Source organism: Butyricimonas sp., from assembly GCF_019423355.1.
Lineage (GTDB): Bacteria > Bacteroidota > Bacteroidia > Bacteroidales > Marinifilaceae > Butyricimonas > Butyricimonas faecihominis.
On record NZ_JAHZBP010000012.1, the window covers coordinates 18,070 to 40,514 of the forward strand.

General features: G+C 40.4%; 15 protein-coding genes. 2 read left to right on the forward strand and 13 right to left on the reverse strand.

The window, feature by feature from the left end; translation table 11 throughout:
• Positions 1-15 precede the first annotated feature (15 nt).
• Positions 16-840, forward strand: a complete 825-nt coding sequence (locus tag QVC79_RS15085) for an HAD family hydrolase (RefSeq protein ID WP_270595561.1) — start codon at positions 16-18, stop codon at positions 838-840.
• A 2-nt stretch (positions 841-842) separates the two neighbouring features.
• On the forward strand, positions 843-1,406 hold the full coding sequence (locus QVC79_RS15090; protein WP_270595560.1) for an AAA family ATPase: 564 nt from the start codon (positions 843-845) through the stop codon (positions 1,404-1,406).
• Positions 1,407-1,748: 342 nt separating this feature from the next.
• On the opposite strand, the gene pyrF is transcribed toward QVC79_RS15090, so the two are convergent.
• The 13 genes from pyrF to QVC79_RS15155 all read right to left on the reverse strand — a co-directional run bounded on the left by pyrF (position 1,749) and on the right by QVC79_RS15155 (position 22,444).
• Positions 1,749-2,576 carry an orotidine-5'-phosphate decarboxylase gene (gene pyrF / locus QVC79_RS15095; protein ID WP_270595559.1) on the reverse strand — a complete coding sequence of 276 codons (828 nt, stop codon included), beginning with the start codon at positions 2,574-2,576 and terminating at the stop codon, positions 1,749-1,751.
• A 39-nt stretch (positions 2,577-2,615) separates the two neighbouring features.
• Positions 2,616-3,701, reverse strand: a complete 1,086-nt coding sequence (gene prfA / locus QVC79_RS15100; protein WP_270595558.1) for a peptide chain release factor 1 — start codon at positions 3,699-3,701, stop codon at positions 2,616-2,618.
• A 154-nt stretch (positions 3,702-3,855) separates the two neighbouring features.
• Positions 3,856-6,492: a zinc-dependent metalloprotease gene (locus tag QVC79_RS15105; protein WP_270595557.1), complete on the reverse strand. Its 2,637-nt coding sequence runs from the start codon at positions 6,490-6,492 to the stop codon at positions 3,856-3,858.
• 93 nt (positions 6,493-6,585) lie between these two features.
• Positions 6,586-7,701, reverse strand: coding sequence for a TlpA disulfide reductase family protein (locus tag QVC79_RS15110; protein WP_287642509.1), 1,116 nt, complete (start codon positions 7,699-7,701; stop codon positions 6,586-6,588).
• 50 nt (positions 7,702-7,751) lie between these two features.
• On the reverse strand, positions 7,752-9,068 hold the full coding sequence (locus QVC79_RS15115) for a thioredoxin family protein (RefSeq protein WP_270595554.1): 1,317 nt from the start codon (positions 9,066-9,068) through the stop codon (positions 7,752-7,754).
• A gap of 27 nt (positions 9,069-9,095) precedes the next feature.
• On the reverse strand, positions 9,096-10,094 hold the full coding sequence (locus QVC79_RS15120) for a hypothetical protein (RefSeq protein ID WP_287642510.1): 999 nt from the start codon (positions 10,092-10,094) through the stop codon (positions 9,096-9,098).
• 45 nt (positions 10,095-10,139) lie between these two features.
• The gene (locus QVC79_RS15125) at positions 10,140-11,729 is read right to left on the reverse strand and encodes a RagB/SusD family nutrient uptake outer membrane protein (protein WP_270595552.1); all 1,590 of its coding nucleotides are present in this window, start codon (positions 11,727-11,729) and stop codon (positions 10,140-10,142) included.
• An 11-nt stretch (positions 11,730-11,740) separates the two neighbouring features.
• Positions 11,741-15,337 (reverse strand): SusC/RagA family TonB-linked outer membrane protein, encoded by a 3,597-nt coding sequence (locus tag QVC79_RS15130; protein ID WP_287642511.1) that lies wholly within the window; start codon positions 15,335-15,337, stop codon positions 11,741-11,743.
• A gap of 159 nt (positions 15,338-15,496) precedes the next feature.
• Positions 15,497-16,681, reverse strand: a complete 1,185-nt coding sequence (locus QVC79_RS15135) for a FecR family protein (RefSeq protein WP_287642512.1) — start codon at positions 16,679-16,681, stop codon at positions 15,497-15,499.
• Positions 16,682-16,900: 219 nt separating this feature from the next.
• A complete protein-coding gene (locus QVC79_RS15140; protein ID WP_124318478.1) occupies positions 16,901-17,539 on the reverse strand; it encodes a hypothetical protein in 639 nt (212 codons plus the stop codon).
• A gap of 93 nt (positions 17,540-17,632) precedes the next feature.
• A complete protein-coding gene (locus QVC79_RS15145) occupies positions 17,633-20,326 on the reverse strand; it encodes a M1 aminopeptidase family protein (protein WP_270595549.1) in 2,694 nt (897 codons plus the stop codon).
• Positions 20,327-21,138: 812 nt separating this feature from the next.
• Positions 21,139-21,678, reverse strand: a complete 540-nt coding sequence (locus QVC79_RS15150) for an RNA polymerase sigma-70 factor (RefSeq protein WP_124317263.1) — start codon at positions 21,676-21,678, stop codon at positions 21,139-21,141.
• 127 nt (positions 21,679-21,805) lie between these two features.
• Positions 21,806-22,444, reverse strand: a complete 639-nt coding sequence (locus QVC79_RS15155; RefSeq protein WP_270595548.1) for a hypothetical protein — start codon at positions 22,442-22,444, stop codon at positions 21,806-21,808.
• Position 22,445: the final 1 nt, after the last annotated feature.

Sequence of the window (22,445 nt, forward strand, 5' to 3'; positions counted from 1 at the left end):
AGAAATTAATTAGTCATGATTAAAGCTATCATCATTGATTTGGACGGGACCACACTTCCCCGCAACTGGCACCAGATAAGCGAGGAGAACCGGGTTGCACTGGAAGAGGCGGGCCAACAAGGCGTGGTTCGCATCCTCGCTACGGGACGTTCCGTGTTCTCTCTCAACAACACGCTACCCGAAGGCCTTCCGGTGGATTACATGGTATTTTCTTCCGGGGCCGGCATCATGCGCTGGGATAACAAAGAGATTCTTCTCACCCGGGAATTATCGGCCGAAGAAACACTGGACATCGCTACCCACCTCTGGAAATACGATATAAATTTTACCATACAGCAAAGAATTCCCGACAACCATCATTTTTATTACCGAAATATCTCCTCTCTTCACGAAGATTTCCGACGCCGTATCGAGAATTATCCCGGCTTGGGAACTCCCATCTCTTCAACCGACGAGATACAGGGCGGGGCCACTCAATTTCTTGTTATCCTAGACGCACAACAACTTCAACTTCACGGTGATATTCAACAAAAATTATCAACCTATTCCGTGATCCGTTCCACGTCCCCCATCGACAACCAAGCCATCTGGACCGAAGTTTTCGCTCCCGATGTCAATAAAGGTACGTCTTGCCAGTTACTCCTTGATCAGTTAGGTATTCATTACGATGAATGTGCCGGACTCGGGAATGATTATAACGACCTTGATTTTCTCAAACGCTGCGGTCACCCGTTTATCGTGTCCAATGCTGCACAGCCTCTACGGGATCAATTCGACAACATGCCCGCGGATGAAGATAACGGTCTGGCCGTTTTCATCCGGCACGCCCTAAACTTGTAAACATGATTTATAAACCGAACTTCTTTGTCATCACCGGGGGACCCGGTGTTGGCAAAACGACCTTACTGGAAACGTTGGCCCAACAAGGCTTCCCGTATGTTCCCGAAATAGCCCGGGAGATTATCCGGGAACAAGTCTCCCGAAACGGAGACGCCCTCCCTTGGGCAAATATACCCGCTTACACCCACCTCATGTTTTCCCGCTCCGTGGAATCCTTCGAACAGCACCAAAAACAGGAATCTGTTCTTTTCTTCGACCGGGGTATCCCCGACACCCTCGCTTACGCACACCTTACCCATCAATCCCCATCTCCCGAACTCCAACATGCCGTTCAAGATTTCCGCTACAATCCGCAAGTATTCATCCTTCCCCCTTGGCCCGAGATCTACGAAACCGATTCCGAACGCAAACAAACCTACCAAGAAGCCGTCGAAACCTACGATGTTATGCTCGTCACCTACCAACAACTTGATTACTCGCCCGTAATCGTGCCTAAAGGGACACCAGAAGAGCGAGCAAATTTTGTAATCAACACACTTAAACAACATACCCCCAATCGTCCATGATGATCTCGTCAACGGGAAAAACGAAAGATGGTATTAACCGAAATAATTACTCTGTATCAACAACATCCGTTCTATAAATATTTACAATCGGACGAGGACAATTTCAGTTGACTACAAATTGTAGTCAACTCACGACCTTTCTTTTCGAGACGAGTTTTTAATACATTCCTGTGTTTCCTTGGATTAGACCTATCTGTTAACACCTTAATTATAGAAAATATTTTCTACAAATTACCACCTATTTTAGCAAGCATTCTACAATAATAAAATTACCCTCTTTATAAATCAAAAAGGTGCGTCGCCAAGCAACACACCTCTTGAATATAGTTTAATCTTTTTCTCTTAAATCACCCCTTTGGCAGCAAGCAATTCTGCCATCTGTTGTTGCAACTTTACGGCCTCTTCTCTCGCTCTCACGGCAAAATTTTCGGTCTTATCCGCAAAGATAATCCCGCGAGAAGAGTTCACGATCAACCCACAATGGGAGTTCATACCGTATTTTGCGACCTCTTCCAAACTGCCGCCTTGCGCTCCCACTCCCGGAACCAGCAAGAAGTGGTTCGGGACGATCTCACGGATACCGCTCAACATTTCCGCTTTCGTGGCACCCACGACATACATCATGTTCTGGTCATTTCCCCACTCCTGAGATTTACGCAAAACCCGTTCATACAATTTCACGCCATTCTCCTCAAAGAATTGAAAATCAAAAGCACCTTTATTAGAAGTCAAAGCTAATAGAATCACCCATTTGCCCTCGTATTTCAGAAACGGGGTCACGGAATCCTCTCCCATGTAAGGAGCCACCGTGATAGAATCAAATTCCATCGTCTCCAAGAAAGCACGGGCGTACATCTCGGATGTATTTCCAATGTCCCCGCGTTTAGCATCGGCAATCAAGAAGATTTCGGGATATTTTGATTTGATGTATTTCACCGTTTTCTCCAACGTGATCCACCCGGAAACCCCGTTACTCTCGTAAAATGCGATATTAGGTTTATAGGCAATTGCCACGTCGGCCGTCGCATCCACGATAGCTTTATTAAACTCGTACACGGGGTCCTCCGCTCCCGTCAGGTGTTGAGGTAATTTCTTTATATCTGAATCCAAGCCCACGCAAAGGAAGGACTTTTTCTTTTTTACCTGTTCAAATAACTCGTTATAAGTCATACCTTCTAACTTTTATCTTTTAGTTTTTAACTTTTATCTTTAAAATCCGCTTTCCTTCAACTTTTCCGTGTTCTCCTCGATCTGCAATTTCTCGATAATCTCGTCCAACTCGCCATCCATAACGGCAGCCAAATTATAAAGTGTCAGATTGATACGATGATCAGTCACACGTCCTTGCGGATAATTGTAAGTACGAATCTTGGCGGAACGGTCACCTGTGGAAACCATTGTTTTCCGTTTTGTAGCTATCTCGTCTAAATATTTCTGATGCTCGATCGCGTAAATACGAGAGCGCAACTCGGTCATTGCCTTCGCCAAGTTCTTCAACTGCGACTTCTCGTCCTGACAAGTCACCACGATACCCGTGGGAATATGTGTCAAACGGATAGCGGAATACGTCGTGTTCACGGATTGTCCCCCGGGACCGGAAGAACAATAGGTATCTTTCCGAATATCCGCCGGATTTAATACCACATCCACTTCTTCTGCCTCCGGCAGTACAGCCACCGTGGCCGCGGAGGTATGAACCCGTCCTTGAGTCTCCGTTGCCGGAACACGCTGTACGCGATGTACTCCCGACTCGTATTTCATAATCCCGTAAACACCGTCACCCGTGATGTTCGCCACGATTTCCTTGTATCCTCCGGAAGTTCCTTCACTGTAATTGGTTATTTCTATTTTCCAACGTTTGGACTCACAAAATTTCGTATACATACGGAACAAATCCCCTGCAAAAAGACTAGCCTCGTCCCCCCCGGTTCCAGCACGAATTTCAAGAATCACGTTCTTTGAATCCTCCGGATCAGCTGGTACCAACAACATCTTCACCTTCGACTCCAATTCGGGAATCTTGGCATCCAGCTCCTCGATCTCCATCTCGGCCATCTCTTTCAGCTCCTTATCGGTCTCCGTATTCAATATTTCCTGTGCCTCATCGTAAGAACTCACCGCACGTTTCAACTCGTCTCCCGCCTCCACGATCTGTTCCAGATCACGATACTCTTTATTCAACTTCACAAAACGATTCATGTCCTGTATCACCTCCGGGTCGGTTATCAACTGCCCGATCTCACGGAAACGAATATAAAATGTCTCTAATTTCTCTAATAGGGAATTGTCGCTCATATATATATCTAAATTATAATCGAACGCGAATTTAATAAATTATTAATAGCTTTCAAAAGGATTCTATTCCACATGAAGAGGGGCAACTCGATAAACGAACTGCCCCGGATTAATTTCAGACGTCATACTCTGAACACAAACTAGAAAACATACACTATAGTTTGTCCTTCAACGCGTTGTTTAATTTGATAAGAAGAGCCTGATAATGTACTTTCGCGTTTCCGGACATTCCTCCTATTTTACTTCTTAATAAATTCCGGGATTTCACGGCCATATCCTGCAAATAGGCCTTGGAATCGTCAATTGCCGTCGTGGCAACCGTTCTCTGCCAACCGTAACCGGGAGTTCCGAACTGATCGGCCACCATATTTGAGGCCACGTATCCCCGGCCATATTCTTCATCAACCGCACGGAACTGGTCGGCAAAACGACTGATCAAACCACTCTCATCCAACCCGTAAGCCACGATCTCGTCAACAGAAGGTACAAAACCGAAAGGAGAGGCGCTTTTCTTGGCACCACCATCATTCAATGATGCACAAACCATATCCACCATCGTGTTTTGCAAAATCTTGTCTCCCTCTGTCAATGCCTTCCCTTGTAACAAGTTACTCCACGTGCCATTATACAGGTCCGTCATAAACTCATTAATCGAGTAAGGAGAGGACGCCACGTGAGAAGAAAGAATCACGTTACCGATCAATCCCTGAATATCCCCGGCCACTCGACTCCGAACGATTGCACTCCCGTCAACACTTAACGGGAAGTGAGCCTTCAATTCCGCATTATTCAACCAATCCATAGATTTAAACTGTTTCAACACCCACGCCATCGATGCTTTCTGGCGAGCTTTCGGCACAGCCTCATAACGCTTACCCGGAGTACCTTCTTTCACTTCTGTCAGATAGATTCCCCCGATATTATACATCACGTTCCTCAGATAGCGATAATATTGTGTCATAATCTGACCATACAGGGCCTGACGGTGAGAATAATCCGGATCATCATTAATCCATCCTTGCAAGTTGGAAAGAATATACTTCAGATTCTTCACACCATACTCGCTGGCTTTCATCGGGTCATCACCCAAGTCTTCCTCGATAGCACTCGGGTCATAACGAGTCTGTATCTGTTGGCGACCATAACGATAAATCGGGTCTCCCGCATGTTCGTCCACCCATTGTTCCACGATAGGTTGCTCCTCCCACTCGTCTCTCGTTCCGGGAATATATTGATAATTCCATTTAATCAAGAACTCGTCATAAACACCCAAATTCGGGGGAGTCAATTTCACGCCCTTATCCCCGGGTTGCGCCACGTAATTGAAACGAGCGTAATCCATGATACAAGGTGTCGTTCCGTATTTTTGAGTAAACGATGCAGAACGCAACGAATCAACCGGGAAGGCTGCCGAAGAGGCCATGTTGTGCATGAATCCCAAGCAATGCCCTACTTCGTGTGCCACCACGTAGATCAAAGAGGCTTTCACCACGTCATCCGGCAATTTCTTGCCTCTCACGGAAGGATCAAGTTGGGCGGTCTGCACGAAACGCCAGTTGTTGATCAACTGGATGATATTACCGTAAACCAACACGGAGGCATTAATAATCTCTCCCGTCGTCGGGTCTGTCCAAGACGGTCCCATTGCATTAGCCGTGGAATTAGCCACGTAACGAATACAGGAATATTTCAAGTTATCCGGGTCAAAATCGGGATCATCCTTCGGGAAATCCTTCGCGACCATCACGTTTTTAAAACCGATTTTCTCAAAAGCGGCATTCCATGTAGTCACCGCCTGACGAATCGGTTCTTTCCACAATTCTGGGAAAGCGTCATCCACGTAAAACACAATCTGTTTCACGGGCTCCACCAGCTCGCCCCGTTTGTAAGCCTCCACGTCCTTCGGTTCCAATCTCCAGCGATGAGCCACGGAATAATTCCCGATTTCATCCTCCTTCGTGATAGAAAGACGGGTTTTCGTACTGTTGAAAACCCCCACGCGGGAATCTGAGATTCGGGGAATCATCTTATCTTCCGGCAAAAGCAAGATCGAACGGGTCACCGTGGCCGTGAAAGGATAATCATCCATCAATTTCATCATACCCATCACGCTCAACGACACCCCGTAAGACATCACCGTTTTCACGCTCAAGTTATCATCGAAAGCCTTGATCTCGTCCAAATAAGATGCCTCTTTTTTAAAAGAAGAAGAGATTTTCACCATTCCCCCCATCATGGCATCCGCAAAAAAACTCAAATCTTTCACGTTCGTAGTGAACAATGTGGTCATGTCAATCACCACGGCCGTACTGTCCGGGTTATACGCCTTGACGTCATAGGCATACAGGATCGGGTCACCATACACGTTATTCATCGCCTTCTGCAAATTATCGGTCGTCACGCCCGTTGACACGTAACGCAGGAAAATAGAACTGTCCCGTTTCGTGAATTTCAGATGCAAGGGATTATTCGCCTTGTAACCGATGTCACAAAATTCCGGAGAAGTCACGTTCGTCACGGTTGACGCCAGTAATATCTCACGATCCATGTACTTCAAGGGTATCTCGAAATACAATTTACTGCCTACTTTATGCAACGTGATAAAATCACTTTTTGAAGTCTCCACGTTCTTCCCCTTCAATAACTTCTCGTAAGGACTTACTTTCTTAGGGGTCGGCAGAGTTGCCGTGGCGGTTCCTTTTTTCTTTTTCTTCTTACTCGCCGCGTACAGATCTGACGACAACGGCATGACAATAATCATTGCCAACAATACAATCATCCATTTTTTCATACATACTGTTTTAAATAATTCGTGTTTCATAAAACACCTTTTTCTTGTTATAGACTAAAAAAGTCAAAACGGTTGACAAGAAGAGTCTCTTTTTCAATTAAAAAAAGACGCCACTTTTTCCTTCAATGCCTCTCCTCTCAAGTCCATGGCCACGATCCGACCTTCTTTATCCAACAAATACATTTTCGGAATTCCCGTCACGTTGTAAATCTTCGCCACCGGACATTCCCATCCCTTTAAAGAAGAGACGTGTATCCAAGGTAGGTCGTGCTTTTCAATGGCATTCACCCACGCATCTTTCTTGTCGTCCAACGACACACCATATATCTCGAACCCTTTGTCCTTATATTGCTCATAAACCGCTTTCACATTCGGCACCTCTGCCAAACACGGCCCACACCAAGACGCCCAGAAATCCAGTAACACGTACTTGCCTCTCAATGAAGATAACTTAACATGTTTTCCATCCGGAGCCACCAAATCAATATCGGGAGCAATGCCACCCACGTTGATCGAGCGTAAGCTTGTCATTTTTTCCTTGAGTAACTGTCCCGGATAGGAAGCTTTCACTTCCGGGGTCAGGTTGTTATAGTAGCGCTCCACGTCTTCAAAAGGATATTCCCTAGCAATGAAGTCCCCGATCACATACGTGATCGCCAGACTATTATTATTCGAATCCACGAAATTCTTAATCCTTTCATCAACCGCTTTCTTCATCATCTCCACCGCTTTATACGTGGAATCCAGTTTCACGGAATCATCTTTTACCTGTACCATCGCAAACATTCCGGCCAATCCCATCATGCTTTTTCCCAAAGAAAGATCCCGGGCCGTACGGAAAATTTCCTGTTCATGACTTCCCTTGATGGTTACCTTGTAAGCATCAATCTTCTCCCCATTTTTATTCGTCATCTGTGTTGCAACCACCTCGATCGGTTCCCCGTCCAATAAAACCTCTTGTTCATCCTTTCCAAGTGCCAGTATATGTTTATCCACTTGCGGGATGGCCCCCGTCATCTGAAACTGATTATCTTTCACGATAGCAGAATCCATGATCTGAAACTGCTTCTCCCCGAGTTCTTTTTTCAAATACACGACCTTTCCACTCCCGTTCTCCCATGTTCCCGAAATCGTGTAAGTCTTTTCCCGGTTACATCCCATAACGAACAAAAGCACGGCACATAACCCATAACACACATTTTTCATCATACTTCCATTTTTATAATACGACATCATTATCATTCTTCGTACGAAACATATCACTTCATGCCGACTTTAGCATGGAACTCATTCATTCTCCGGAGATATTCTGCATCAACCTCGGCCTGCATCTTCTCATCTTTAAACGTCTCTTTTATATCCGCAACTCGCAACTTGTAACGTTCCTCATATTTCTTCGCATACTCTTCACTCTTTTTCTTATCCCCCAAACGATAGTACCCGATAGCCAAAATATCATAATCGTTTTCCGTGAAAAGAGTCACTTTACCATTACTTCTCTCGTCCGCAACCTCCTGTTTCTTTTGTACAAGCGCCAGATATTTCCGGATAATCTCTTTCTGCGTTTTAGCATCAGCATATTCAATCATATACTTGTACATGGCCGGACGGAAAACATACTCGTCTCTCGTGGCCAGCAATACCTTATCCGCATCAAGGATCGCATCAAGAACCAGAATATCCCCTTCCATCCGCACATCATTAATGGCGAGCTTAGCATACATTTCACTGAAACCTCTCACCGCAGAACCCTGCAACAGCTTTTTCAACTTTTCTTCCTTCGCCTTCATCAAGGCCAACGTGTCAGCATTCGTGTTCGCAAGCGTCATGTTCACGATCTCCCGAACGGCATCCGACATTGCCCTTTGCAAACGTGATTCTATATCATAGCGATTCACTTTGAGCCGGTACTGATACTTATCCAAGTTCTTGACAACATACTCATACCGTGCTGAATAAGCATCATCCATGTAAGGCAGATACATCTCAAACAACTCTTTATTCATCAATGAATCCAATGGCATAGACTCGATATATCCCCTCACTACTTTTTCTTTCGTCTCTTGATCATACGCCACGTCAAGAGCCTTGCAATAATCTTTTATCAACTCCAACGAACGTTCTCCCGCATCATACCGTTTCTGGAATACAGCCAACGTCTTCCCGTCCAATCCATCCTGCAAAGCCGCAATAAGAGCATCCGGTTCCGTGTACCCGACCACCTTATGAACGATACTTTCATCAGCAGGATTAATCACCAACATCGTCGGGAATCCCGGTATGTTATTCTTGTACTTTTTGTACAGCATGATTCCCTCCCCTTTTTCCATATCATACTTACAGCACACGAAATGAGAATTCAAGAATTCCCCAACTTTCGGTTGCGGAAATACATTCTGTGCTAATCCCTTACACGGTCCACACCAAGAGGTATAACAATCCATAAAAATCATCCGATTCTCCTTTACAGCCTTCGACTTCACGGCATCCCACGATTCATTTTCCATAAAGACTGTCTGAGAGTACGTGAGGCCTGTTATAAACAGGCTCACGCATAAAATAAATAGTTTTTTCACGTTTATACAATTTATCAAATTAATTCATCATTTTTCTCCTAATTCTGGAATATCCCAATTCAAGTGTTTCTTACAATATTCCTTAACTAATCTTTCATTCACCAGAACATTATCACTTTGTGAACGGATTTCGGCTTTTTCTTCCGCCGATGCGTACATAATATACCCCACGTAAGCAGCAAAGGCATCCAGACAACTCGATTTACCATACCACTTGTAAATCATTGCATAAAACCCTGTTCCATTCTCTTCGTCATCATAACCATCCATTAAGGTCGCAGAAGAAATTGGTCCCGGACTCACAAGACCATCTGTATAAGGACCTTGATACTTACCTAAATAATCATTATAAGCCCAACCATCTTCATGATCACCAACAAGATAATCATAATAGAAATAAGCAAAAGCATCCCATGCATCACTATTTTTATCTTCAAAAGCATCAGGATTCGGTAAATTTTTCAATGCTTCATAAAAAATCAATGCCGTCCATTCACGTTTTAAAGTTTCTTTATCTGTTTTATCAAATTCAGGACCAACAGGGGCTAAAAGCAAATAACGGCTACCGTTCCACCCATAAGCGGACTCCTCAAATTCCTCTTCTATACCGGGATAATCTTCTTTTGAAGTATAATCCAGACCATCCTCCAACTCACAAGAATGGAACACTCGTCCTTCAAAAGCAATATATAATCCTAAATATTCATCAAGAATGCTAACAGGCATATTTATCATCACTTCATTCTCCAAGAAATCCAGAGCCTTAACGATGTATTCGGCATTAGCCTCCTCGTATTCATAATCAAGAGCACTTGATGTCCAGTTCTCACTTCCGGTCCACGTATAAAACAAATCATTAGCAGGAACATTATATTGACACCATATTCCATATTTATCAAAAAACTCTTTCATCCGCTTCCCATAAACTGTCGATTCATCAAATGAAGGTTTATCGGGAAGCAAAACATCAAAATTCGAATCATCACTACGATCACAGGCCATGGCCGTCACCATAATGCATAGCACTAATATATATTTAAATGTTTTCATCTCTTTCCTATTAAATATTCATTAATTTTCATTTCTAGTAGGACGGGAATTAGGGACCAAATTAGGCGATTGATTACGTTCTACAATTGGGAAATTTAATATAAAAGCGGGATCTTTTTCCTGTAATGTAAACGTAACAAAGGCATCACCACTTGTTCCTCCATAGTTATAACGATGAGTCACTTGTTTTTGTCCTTGTCTCCGCATATCCCACCAACGATGGCATTCCTCAAAACACAATTCACGACGACGTTCGTCCCAACAGAATTGCACAAGAGCATCATTAGAAACAAAATCACCCAAGCTTAACGCCGTATAAGGGTTAATTCGTTTCTCACGCAAAGAATTCAAATACCCGATAGCTTTCACATTATCCCCCGCAGCATTTCGACGAGCATAAGCTTCTGCTAAAGAGATATACACCTCACCAGTACGAAAACATTGCATTAACATATTTTGTTTATCATACTGTGGATCATATTTCAATGTTTTATACGTATTATAACTATCCGCATAAGAAGACGAAGTCTTTTTCACTGGCGGTATAAACCAGTAAAGTAAGCGTCGATCTCCCGTTTTAGCCGTCTCATCAGTATCATACATCTCGATAAGTGTTTTTTGTCCCGGATAAAAAGATTGTGAAGATGTCGCAATCCAATACCCGGCAGTATATACTCCATACTTCGCAAAAAGCCCGTAAAATGTTTTACCTGTACTATTAGATGTCGGAGCGGTATTAAAATTCCAAATAATCTCGGGATTATCCGCACGGAAAAAATTAATCACGGCTTTATCCGTACTACCATAAGTTGAACTAGTCGCTTTAGTTTCGCTCGTGATATCTTGCAACTCTGGCTTACGCCCCACCAATTCCTCTCCATACGTTATGGCATTATCCCAATCTTCCATAAACAAATAAATTCGAGTAGCAAGTGCAAGGACAGCATCATAACCAATGGTAAAATAATCACCTGTTGATTTATCTTTCAAATTTTTAATCGCATTTTCTATATCTGAAGTCATCTGTCCCCAAATCTGAGAAATCGTTGCCCTACTAGGAGAAACGATAGTTATATCCGGTTCTAATACCAAAGGCACACACATATCACTCGGTTGGGCTTCATTATACGCTTGTCCATACAAATTCGCCAAATAAAAATAGGCCATAGCACGTGTAAAATAGGATTGTCCCAATAAAATTTCCCGATCCTCATTTTCACCTTCCGCATTTATGGCTCCTTCAAGACAAAGATTTGCAAGCTTCACTTGTTTATATAGATAAAGATAAGCCTCATCCGTAAAATTGTCATTCTCTATCTCAGATTGCCAAGTATAAATATCTCCATAATGAGTCACATTATCAGAGGTAAACGAATAATCAGAGAAACGAGAATAGCTTTCTTGAAATTCGGCATCATCAGTCATAAATAAGACCCATTTAGTCTTTTCATACAAATCCTTAAAATAACCATCACCTTGTAACAACTCCTTATAATGTTTCACGGTTTCCGGAACAATTAAATTTTGAGAAGAACGTTCAAGGAAATCATCACAACCGACTGTTATCCCAATGAACATGATAACAATGAATAATTTATATTTCGCTTTCATATGACCACATTTCAAAAAGTTATGTTCAAATTTAAAGTATAAGTTCTTGTCAACGGCGTTGTTGCAAAAGCCGCTTCCGGATCTGAACCTTCCCACCGTTTATCAGCCCAAGTGAACAAATTGGTTGCTTGTAATCCTATCGCACAATCCGTTATATGCCACTTGGAAACGAATTTTCGAGGTATCAAATAGTTCAATGACAAACTTCTCATTTTCAAGAAATCAGTCTTTGCCACCCGAACCGAAGATTTATCATACATTGTCGTTCCGGCCACCTCATCTTTTCCCGAAACATAATATCTATGTGTAAGTTTATTATACACCCTGCTATTATAAAGTACAGGCATATCCGTTTTATCCTCATCCCCGGATTTCCGCCAACGCATCGCATATTCCTTGGACACATTTGTCATGGGATTAAACACGTAATTCCAGTTACTCCCGTAAATATTCGAGAGACGATTCACCCCACCAAATTGGTAAGTAAAAGTTCCACTTAAACGCAAGCCTTTCCAACCGACACTAATATTAATACCACCTTGACTAGGAGCCGTCATCACCCCGGATTTTACAAGATTTACTTCATCTGCCCAAAGAGAGTAATTCGGGTTATCTTCTCCATCATCATTAATAAAAGAAGTATTCCCATGTATATCACGGAATACCGGATAACCTGTTTCATGATTTAACCCAACAAGATCATACGAATAAAGTGTTCCCAAAGGTTTCCCGACAATCAATGCATTACCTGCCAATTTATCATCATTAGTGACCGCGTGTTCATTGGCTTCAACAAGCTTGTTTCTATTGTAAGAATAATTAATGCCTAAAGCGATATCCCAGTCTTTTGTTTTCAAAGGGATGAAGGTTGCTCCAATTTCAATCCCGCTATTATCCACTCTCCCGGCATTAATCTTGACAGTCTGGATTCCGTTAGTTTGCGACACGTTTTTAGTCATAACCATATCAGTACCTCGTTTTTTATACACATCCGCCACGACTGAAATCCGATTATCCAACAAAGACACATCCAATCCGATATTATACGATTCTGTTTTTTCCCAGCGTAAATCCGGATTAGGCAAATAAGCTATAGTAGATTCATTATGTTCCGTTATGGTATTTTGAGAGCCCACTTTTATCACTAAATCCGGCGATGTTCCGCTATCCACGTTTCCCTGAATCCCATACGAAGCTCGTACAGCCAAATAAGAAATAATATCATTATCCTTCAAAAAGTTTTCATTACTCAACGTGTATTTTCCAGAAACAGACCAGATAGGTAAAAAACGATACTTGGGATTGGAACCAAACTGATTAGAACCATCCATACGTAAATTTCCATTCAACACGAATTTATCTTTATATGAATACGATCCGGTGAAAATCCACGACACATAATTCTTCGTTGATTTTGTCAATACCGGATTAAGAGTTCCCCCGGTAAGCAAAGATACATATGCTGTCGTTATAGCAGGATTAAACGTCTCTCCTCGATCCGGTAACCAACCATAATATGTACCAGACAAACCATCCGTCTTTATTTGGCGAATCTCGGATACTGCCATCAAATTTATCAAATGATCTTCCTTTATCACGTAATTAAATTCCAATGTATTTTGCACTGTATAGGTATCTGACTGTGATGTGTTTTTATCATAAATACCACCTGTCGGGATTTTTGAATCATCCTTGATTTTATCCTTTGTTTTATCTCCTTCCGCAGGTACGTATGTTTCATAAAAATCCAAATTATAACCTCGCTCATTAGTCACATAATAAGAATTATCCGTTGCCCAACTTTTCTTCATCGAATGACTATTCTGATAGGATAAATGCAGTTTATATTTCAATCCACCCCAGATATTCCATTCCAAATTCATCTGTGAAGATATTGAATTCACTCGTCCGGATTGTCCCGTTTCACCCATCTCGTTAAGAATATTATAATAGATATAATTTCCCCAATCCCGATAATAACGATTATACGTGTCATAAAAATATAATGACCCATCTTCATTATAACAAGGTATCGCCCGAGACGTGTTATAAGCATAAGTATTCGGATTTACCGAAGAATGAAAGCCAAGCGTATTCTTGGTAGAAACATTAGCTTGAAAACTTAAATAAAGCTTCTCTTTTAGCAACCAAGAATTAAGTTTAGCAGACATCGTAAAACGGCGACTATAATTTTTTATTGCCGTACTCTGTGTATCATCATATCCAACAGACATATAATAACGAGTTCCCTCATTTCCCCCGCTCAAACTTAATGCATGAGTATGAGTAAACGAGTTGCGGAACAAAATATCATACCAGTCAGTATTCATATCAGCCAACTTTTGTACACCTTCTGCAAATTCTTCATACGTGATTTTACGAGCCAACCAATCTATATAAAACCCTTCATAGCCATAATTTACAGGCATGGAATAATAATATGAGTTATCTTCTATAATCTCTTTCGAAAGTTGTAAACGTTCCGTGGCGTTCATCCTCTCTAAATCACTATAGGCCATGCGTTGGTTAATCGCGTAACTTCCCGAATAAGAAATCTTTGGCGGACCTGTTTGCCCTTGTTTGGTCGTAATAACGATAACTCCGTTAGCAGCTTGTACTCCATAGATTGCCGTAGCTGAAGCATCCTTTAGCACTGTGATCTTATCAATATCATTCGGATTAATTCCAGATATGGCATTCCCCACGAGATAAGCGGCATCATCACCATTCAAATCCGTCATATTAATCTCGCCCATGTCATCCTCGGTCAAAATAATTCCATCTAACACCCATAACGGGACTCGGTTACCCAAAATAGACGACGTACCACGAATTCGAATCTTGGCTGAAGCCCCAGGATCTCCAGAATTAATAATCACATTCATACCAGTAATCTGTCCCTGCAACATATTTTCTATACTAGGGACACCCCCTAATCTTACCTTTGCCGCATCAATAACACTCACGGAACCTGCTACCTGCGATTTCTTCAAATTTTGATAACCCGTAACCACCACCTCATCCATTTCCAACAAATCTTCTTCCATAGTAATCACCCAATCTCCCTTTTTCGGACGATCTTTATAGGCGATCGTCTTGGATTTCATGCCTACAAATGAAAAAACGAGTTCCACGCGTGCCGTTGTATCCGGAACCAAAATAAAGAACACGCCATCAACATTAGTAACAACTCCTGTCGTCGTTCCTTTTATCAAAATAGTTACTCCCGGGATAGGCTTTTTATCCTTATCAATTACTTTACCACTGGCCACGGTCGAATGATTCTCTTTTTTTACTTGAGAGAATTCCTTTAACTTCGGAGAAATTACCACAATTTGATCTTCAATGACATACCAAAGTTGCGTTCCTTTTAAACACTCGGCCAAAACCTCCTGCAAATCTTTATTTTCCACGCTCAAAGAAATCTTTCCCACGTTTTCCAATTCATTGTTACTGTACACGAATTCATACCCGGTAACTTTGGTAATCTCCTTAAGCACCTCTTTAAGAGTTGCATTTTTCATGTCTAAACTCACCCGGACCTGCGAGAACGTGCTTGCAGAAACGGTCGATAGACCCAGAATCAAAATACAAATAAAGACTTTCATAATTCGAAACATTTTCGTAATGACATTAGATCCCCATCCTATGTCAAAATCTCGATTTTTTTCCATAGATTTGTACTGTTTTAATTATTAATAATTTGCCATTCCCCAATGGCAGTTATCTTACACGGGAAATTGTTAGCGCAAGTTCCCGTTTTTCATTCACTCTAACTGCACGACTAGAGTGCGGTCATTCAATTCAAATTTAATATTTGTTGTTAACGCCAATATATTCAACACATTATTAATATTTTCATATTTAGGTAGATTACCCGTAAATCGCATCTGTTTTAATCTCTGGTTCTGAATAAAAACCGTTATATTATACCACCGTTCTAATTTTTTCAAGACCCCCTCTAAGGGTTCATTTTCAAAAACAAACCGTTCATTTTTCCAAGCTATATAAGGCCTTACATCTACTTGTTCAATTCTTAACTCCTTATCAATGCACGTCACTTGCTCTCCGGGATGTAATAACACCTGTTGTTTATCCAACACCACTTCCACAGCCCCACGTACCAACGTAGTTTGTTGATGTTCATCCGGATATGCTTTCAGATTAAAAGCGGTTCCCAATACCCGGACATCAATACCGTTTGTTTTCACGACAAAAGGTTTCAAACTATCTTTCGCTACTTCAAAAAACGCTTCCCCTTCTAATGAAACTTGACGATCCTTCCCCATAAAATGATCCGGATAATGAATTTTTGAATCCGCATTCAAAGTAACCACAGTCCCGTCAGACAAACACAACACAAATTCACCGCCTCGCGGAACCTGTAACGTATGCCATTCCACTTCTTTTATCCGGGTGGTGTCCGCATACACCAATCTCTTACCATCATTCATAAAACTCTCTCCCTCAATCCTAGTACATACCGTATCTTGAGTTGATTCTAACTCGATCACCTCTCCTGTAGCCAAAAATAACATCGCTCTCGAATGCCCATATTCAATAACAGACGAAGTAACATTCTCATTATTCATATCACGTCCTACAAAATACCATACCATTCCCACACAAAACAAAATCATCACAGAAGCCGCACTCACCCGCATCCAATTACCAATTTTTCGACGAGAGACCTGCAATTTAGCTTGAAGTTTTTTCCAATCTTCCACAGAATTATACTTTTGAAATTCCCGTAATCCTCCCTCCACGTAATCAACATTCTGTAATCGCTCAAATAATTTTTGATTCCTCTCATCCAAGCCGAGCCACTCATCAAATTCTTTCCTTTGATCATCCGTCATATTTCCCTTCAAATAAGTCAAAATGGAACGAACAACGTCCCTTCTTCTATATTTTTTAACGATCGTTTTTTTATATTCCTTTTTTGCCTTCATCCCAATCTATTTTATTGCTTTTGGAGCAAGTTGATATTTTATTAATGCGCTAATATTTAATAGTTTAATGTAAGTGCAAATTTTAAAATCTATCATCTAATTATTTATATCATTAAACGATCGTTTTTTCATTTACTACTAAAACAGATTAAGTCGGAAAAGGATGACAAAAAAAGTAAATTATTTTTCCATATTTGCTTGGTTCGTTTGTTTATCGAACTAATCGTCATAATATTCTTTGCTATAATAAGCACGAAATTCACCTTCTCTATTCAATCGTGCTCCCGCAATACGCATTTCCCATAGAACATTAAAAACATGACCTGATTGCAAAACCGTTAATGACAATGAACATCTTATATAAAACGATATCTTGCCTTGACCATCAAGAACTGCATCGCTCTCGTTTATCGTACAATCAGAGGTATAAGGACTTAAAGAAACTCGCTCATCACATAGTCTTGCATCATTATTCTCAAGCATACAACTAGAAAAAAAATTGATACAGCAATAGTTATTGATTGGAATTATCCCTGCAATAACCACTTCCCAAGGATCTACAATACACACATCTCCAGTACCAACCACATAATTAACTTCTTCAGCATTAGGAATTACACCTCTTGTCCCTACCAAAATCTCGGATCGTTCATCAATCATAGCGAATAAACCTTCTAACTCATCAAGAGTTAGAACCACGCAAGAATCAGGTAAAACATCCGTTCTGCAATATTGAATTCCATAATTTTGCTTCAATATGGATAAACGATTTTCTACATCATTTCTATCAATAGCATCTTTTGTACAACTAATAAGACCCCAAAGAACAATCCCATAAATAACATTTTTCCTCTTCATGATCATTAAATTTATAGTAATAATTATATTACAGATTTTCTCTCAAAATTATTCCCTTAAGTTTATTTACCAACTAAACTTATCACGATTTCATCATTCCCGAATCTCTTTCATTTTTATTGCATCTACAAAAACCTTATTAAGCCCTTTAAAAGAAAATAAAGAAAGAAGTTCTTGTTTATCGTACTGAATAATTTTAATACAATCAAATACATCGTATCTTCCCAACGAAACCCATTCATCGCTCTCGCTACCAACATCAATTTTCAAATCGAATGTATTTCCTCCATTACAAACAGAAAAATACAATGTCTTATCATCTAAACTTTTTTCATGCCTAGTATCATCTACATTATGAAAAAAAAGTTCATACTTCCCTTGACGAATTATATCTATGGTCCACTCCACCCGTTTATCACCTGTTCCCGCCTCTTTATAATAGGCACTCTGAACCGGAAAACCATAGAACTTCGTGTTGAATCCTACCAACCATTGATTACGATTCTTTTTTCTTTCGCACAAAAAAGGAATATTCACATTATACTTTTCAAACATATCCTGAAGCCAAGTTTTAGTCTCTACAATCTTACATCTTTCATCAACATTATCAACAATAATATCAAGACTATCATCTTGAAAATACAGGGAATCAATATCTCGAATTCCTTCCTTTAATCCCAACTCATGATATACAATCTTCTTGGCCCGAAATCGTTTAACAGACGGTATATTCTGAGACATCGGCATTTCTATCCTATAAGATATACTTGAACTAGTTGTATCATTAACTACAATTTCCTTGCAGGAATGCGCCGGAATCAAATAAAATCCCCCAGGCCTTGTCATAATCACACCAAGCACATCACTCATATTATATATTTTAAAAAGAAAATACTGATTTGCTTGCCATGAATCAATCAAATCTCCAACCCGATAACACTCGGCATCCACTTTGAAAACAGGTAATCTATTGCTATCATATAAATCTGGCAAAATATGGTCGAGATCAACCCCACATTGTTCCATCAAATCCTTACTAAACATCTTTAATTCAACATTCATAAAACGATATTTAGAAAAAAAATCATATATAAAATCATCAAACTTGTCCCTGAATACCCGTGTACATATCAAAGAATATAACTCCCAACCCTTCTTTTTAATGATAAAATGCAATTCCTTAGAAGACAAATTCAGATCATGAATAGCCTCTCTTAAACTATGTCGTGATAAGTAATTCATAGCACGGTATTCATCCATAGGCTCAAAAGATTGCATCAAGCCAAATGAATACCTGGACAACATATTTATCAATATTTCATTAATCATTGGATAATCAACAGACGATACATAATTAAACTCACTTTGTAACATCGACTTAATATTACAGCCGCCATGAGTCAAATTACTATCTAACAACATCTTAAAATGCCATTCGCTTCCATATTTTCTTAATCCCGGATTATATTCTCCATCTATAAAATGTTGATTACAAAGTTTTTCAGTCAAAAAAATCAAACCATTTTGTATTCTTTCACCATCCATCGCATCCGGCTTGGGGAAAGGGTAAAAATCAAGTGGAGTCTCAATAAAGCGTAACCAAGAATAGGGATATTCAAGGTCACTTTTAAGCGCTGTCGAATAATTATATTTAAGTCTCTTCGTTTCAGCATCTATATAAGAACTCATGTTTCTCTTTTCCAGTTTACTTTTAAAATTCAATAAATGTTCTTCCAACACATCAACATCTATACGAAACGAATCCAATAAATATCCATGACTAGGTTCATAATAAATTTCAACCGGGATAGAATCCATCATCACCACTCTTTTATCATATTTTCCCACGCACAAACTGATGCCACTTATAGCGTGTTCATGTTTAAAAATAGTTATTCCTATCTGTTCATTTATTATTTCCCCTTGAGAAATAGCGGTATTTTCCTCATCATGAATAACAACAAGCGAAAAATACGTAAAATCCATATTTCGAAAAAAAGAAAAGCAAGTCGGGGGAACACAAGTCGGATACCACAAAACTTCCGGAGTAAACAATTTATAATTATTTACACAATACGCCGGTTGAGTCCCCAAACTATATATCCCGCGCCTGTTTTCATTCAGACGTTGATATCCCGGAACTGCAAATTGATCAAGATGACACACGTCATTATCAACAATTCCTTCATAACTCACGATAAGATCACAGGTATCTTCCGCTGCAAGTTGCTTATCAACCAAGATCACAGGTCCCTTTCTTTCAAACGACAAATTAACACTACCGTTTTTAATTCCATTTACTGTCAAACCCGGGTTTAAATATAATAACACCGGAATTTGCTCCTCGTTTCTATTTACGATTTTCATTTTACTCTCGACAGCAACACCTTCTTTACCTAGATCACGTAATCGAATTTCATTAGACAATACCCGATTCTTTAAAACATATTCATATTCAAAATAGAATTGACGATACTCGTTTTTATTTCTCTCGACACGCATAAAATTCCCCATGTAAAAAGCGATAAAAATAACCGATAAAATGAATGGAAACATAGCAAACACAAGCACACTGCGAACTTGATGGATATTATTAGGCAAACGCCTGTAAACAAGAATAGACAATATCAGAAAACAAATACCCATTAACAAATAGATCGTTTGATGCAAAAGAAAACACGTTAACTGTACATGTCCCACAAAATCAGAAAATAAATTAGGAATATAACGAGCAAACGGATCAAATAAATTATTCATCACTCCAGCCCCGCATATCGTCGTTCCCACGCAAAAAAATAACAGAAATAAAATACTTATACCCTGATTATTAATAAAACGAGAAACAAGAATCGACAAACTCAGGAAATAAATTAGCACAGGAAAATTTAATGTTATCCCGTAAAAAAAATAATACGATATATTCAATACTCGAGGATAGTAGATCAGATTATAACATATCATCACGGAATAAATCAACACGTTCACGAGACTAAAAATAGCGACCCGTCCTAGAAATTTTCCAATAATGGTATCACTATTATCCTGTGGGCGAGCCTCTAAAGCTGATATCGTGGTAAATCTCAAACGCCTTAAATCATTAGATACCATAAAAAAGACCATCAACACTTGAACGAAATTGTAATAATAAGCAGTCATGAACGGGATTGAAGAAGGCAATGCCTGAACAACCCACGGCAAATAAAACTCTCCGAATTCAATCTTATCACTCTCTGAAAATGAAATGAAAGTAAAGGATATCGTAGTCAATAATGCAAAAAAAACAAACATATTAAACAATAGGTTTCGCCGTGTTAACTTGATCTCATACAAAGCTTCAAAGATGACATGATGTAGATTCATAAAAAACATTATTACATTTTGTACAATTAAAATAAACTATACAGCAACTCGCCTTCACATATATTTCCCCAACTCATAACATAAACAGCTAAATACTGAAAAGAATGACAAGGAACACTGGGGAAAATTTTCGATTACCTTCGCTCTCTTGTGAAAAAAGAGAAGTATACAAAGCAAACAACGGCTACATCATCCACGACCGCTTCTTCACCATCTGGCTTAGACAACAACCCTATCGATCAAAAAAACATAAATACCACCACCGGATAAAGATGTTGCAACCGCTCCCGCAGATACTTTTTAGCTCGTTGGCGTTGCGTCTTCACAGTTGACTCGGCCACATCCAGTTGCTCGCAAATGGTCTTAATATCCAACATCTCGATATAACTCATCTTGAAAATACGCTGACATTCAGTAGGTAATTCATCAATAGCGGCAAAGATTTCCTCGAAAACATCCGTTTCCACCTGAAAACAAAAAACATCTTCCTCGTCAGGAGATTTCAATCCCAATCGCCGATTCGCCTTCGCACGGACTTGCAATTTTTCCAGATAATTCAATGCCGCATTCTGGACACAATTATACAAGAATGATTTTAACGCCGATTGATTCTCGAATTTCCCCTTGGATTCCCAAAAACGAAGAAACACCTCTTGCACAATATCCCTTGCCGCCTCATCATCTCGCACGAACTTATTGGCGAAATAACATAGCGACGCATAATATTTATGAAATACACTTTCAAATATTTCCGGTTGTTTCACGTTCAGTATATCCACTAATATCTTATTTTAGCCGTTAAACCATCGCGACTCGCCCTACCTCTCGCATCAAAAATACATTTTTCTAACGAGAAACATATAACAAACAAGAAAATTATTTAATCAAAATAAACACGAGCAACAACTACACCTCGTCCCCTACCGCCAATCCCACGCTGACAGAAGCCCGGTTCCCTTTGCTATTCATGGCAAAACCATGTACCACGACATCGCAAACATCCCAACCCGCGGGTAAATCCCAACTCAACTCCCCGGATGCACCCCGAGTTCCCAATGGAACGACCTCCCCATCCCGATCTTCCGTTCGCGAAACCACCCCGTAAAGCAAATCATCACCAAAAGCGTAAGGCATCAATCGTTGTTTCTCCCACCGAAATACCACCCGGTTCTCCCCAGCCTCTAATTTTGCTGATAAAACCGGTGGCATCAACGTACCACCGGAAATTTCCAGTTTCAAGAGATCATAACTCACCTTCAACTCGTCATCCACGAATATTTTCCCCACGTTTGCCTTCACGAAACAATTCAACCCCTCTTTTAGCGAAGAGCAACAAAAGCCTTGCGGCAACACGTGATAAAAATGGCTCCCCACCTCCCGGACTGCCTTCATCCGGGCTCGTTGTTTCAATTGAGCCAAAGACTTCCGATCCCGTCGATAAATACCTTTCGCCCGAACCACGTTCTGTTCCTTTAAAGCATACAAGGTCACGTTCCCCACGGACTTTCTCGCCCGGTGGAACAAAATGGAATTAAATATTGCCATA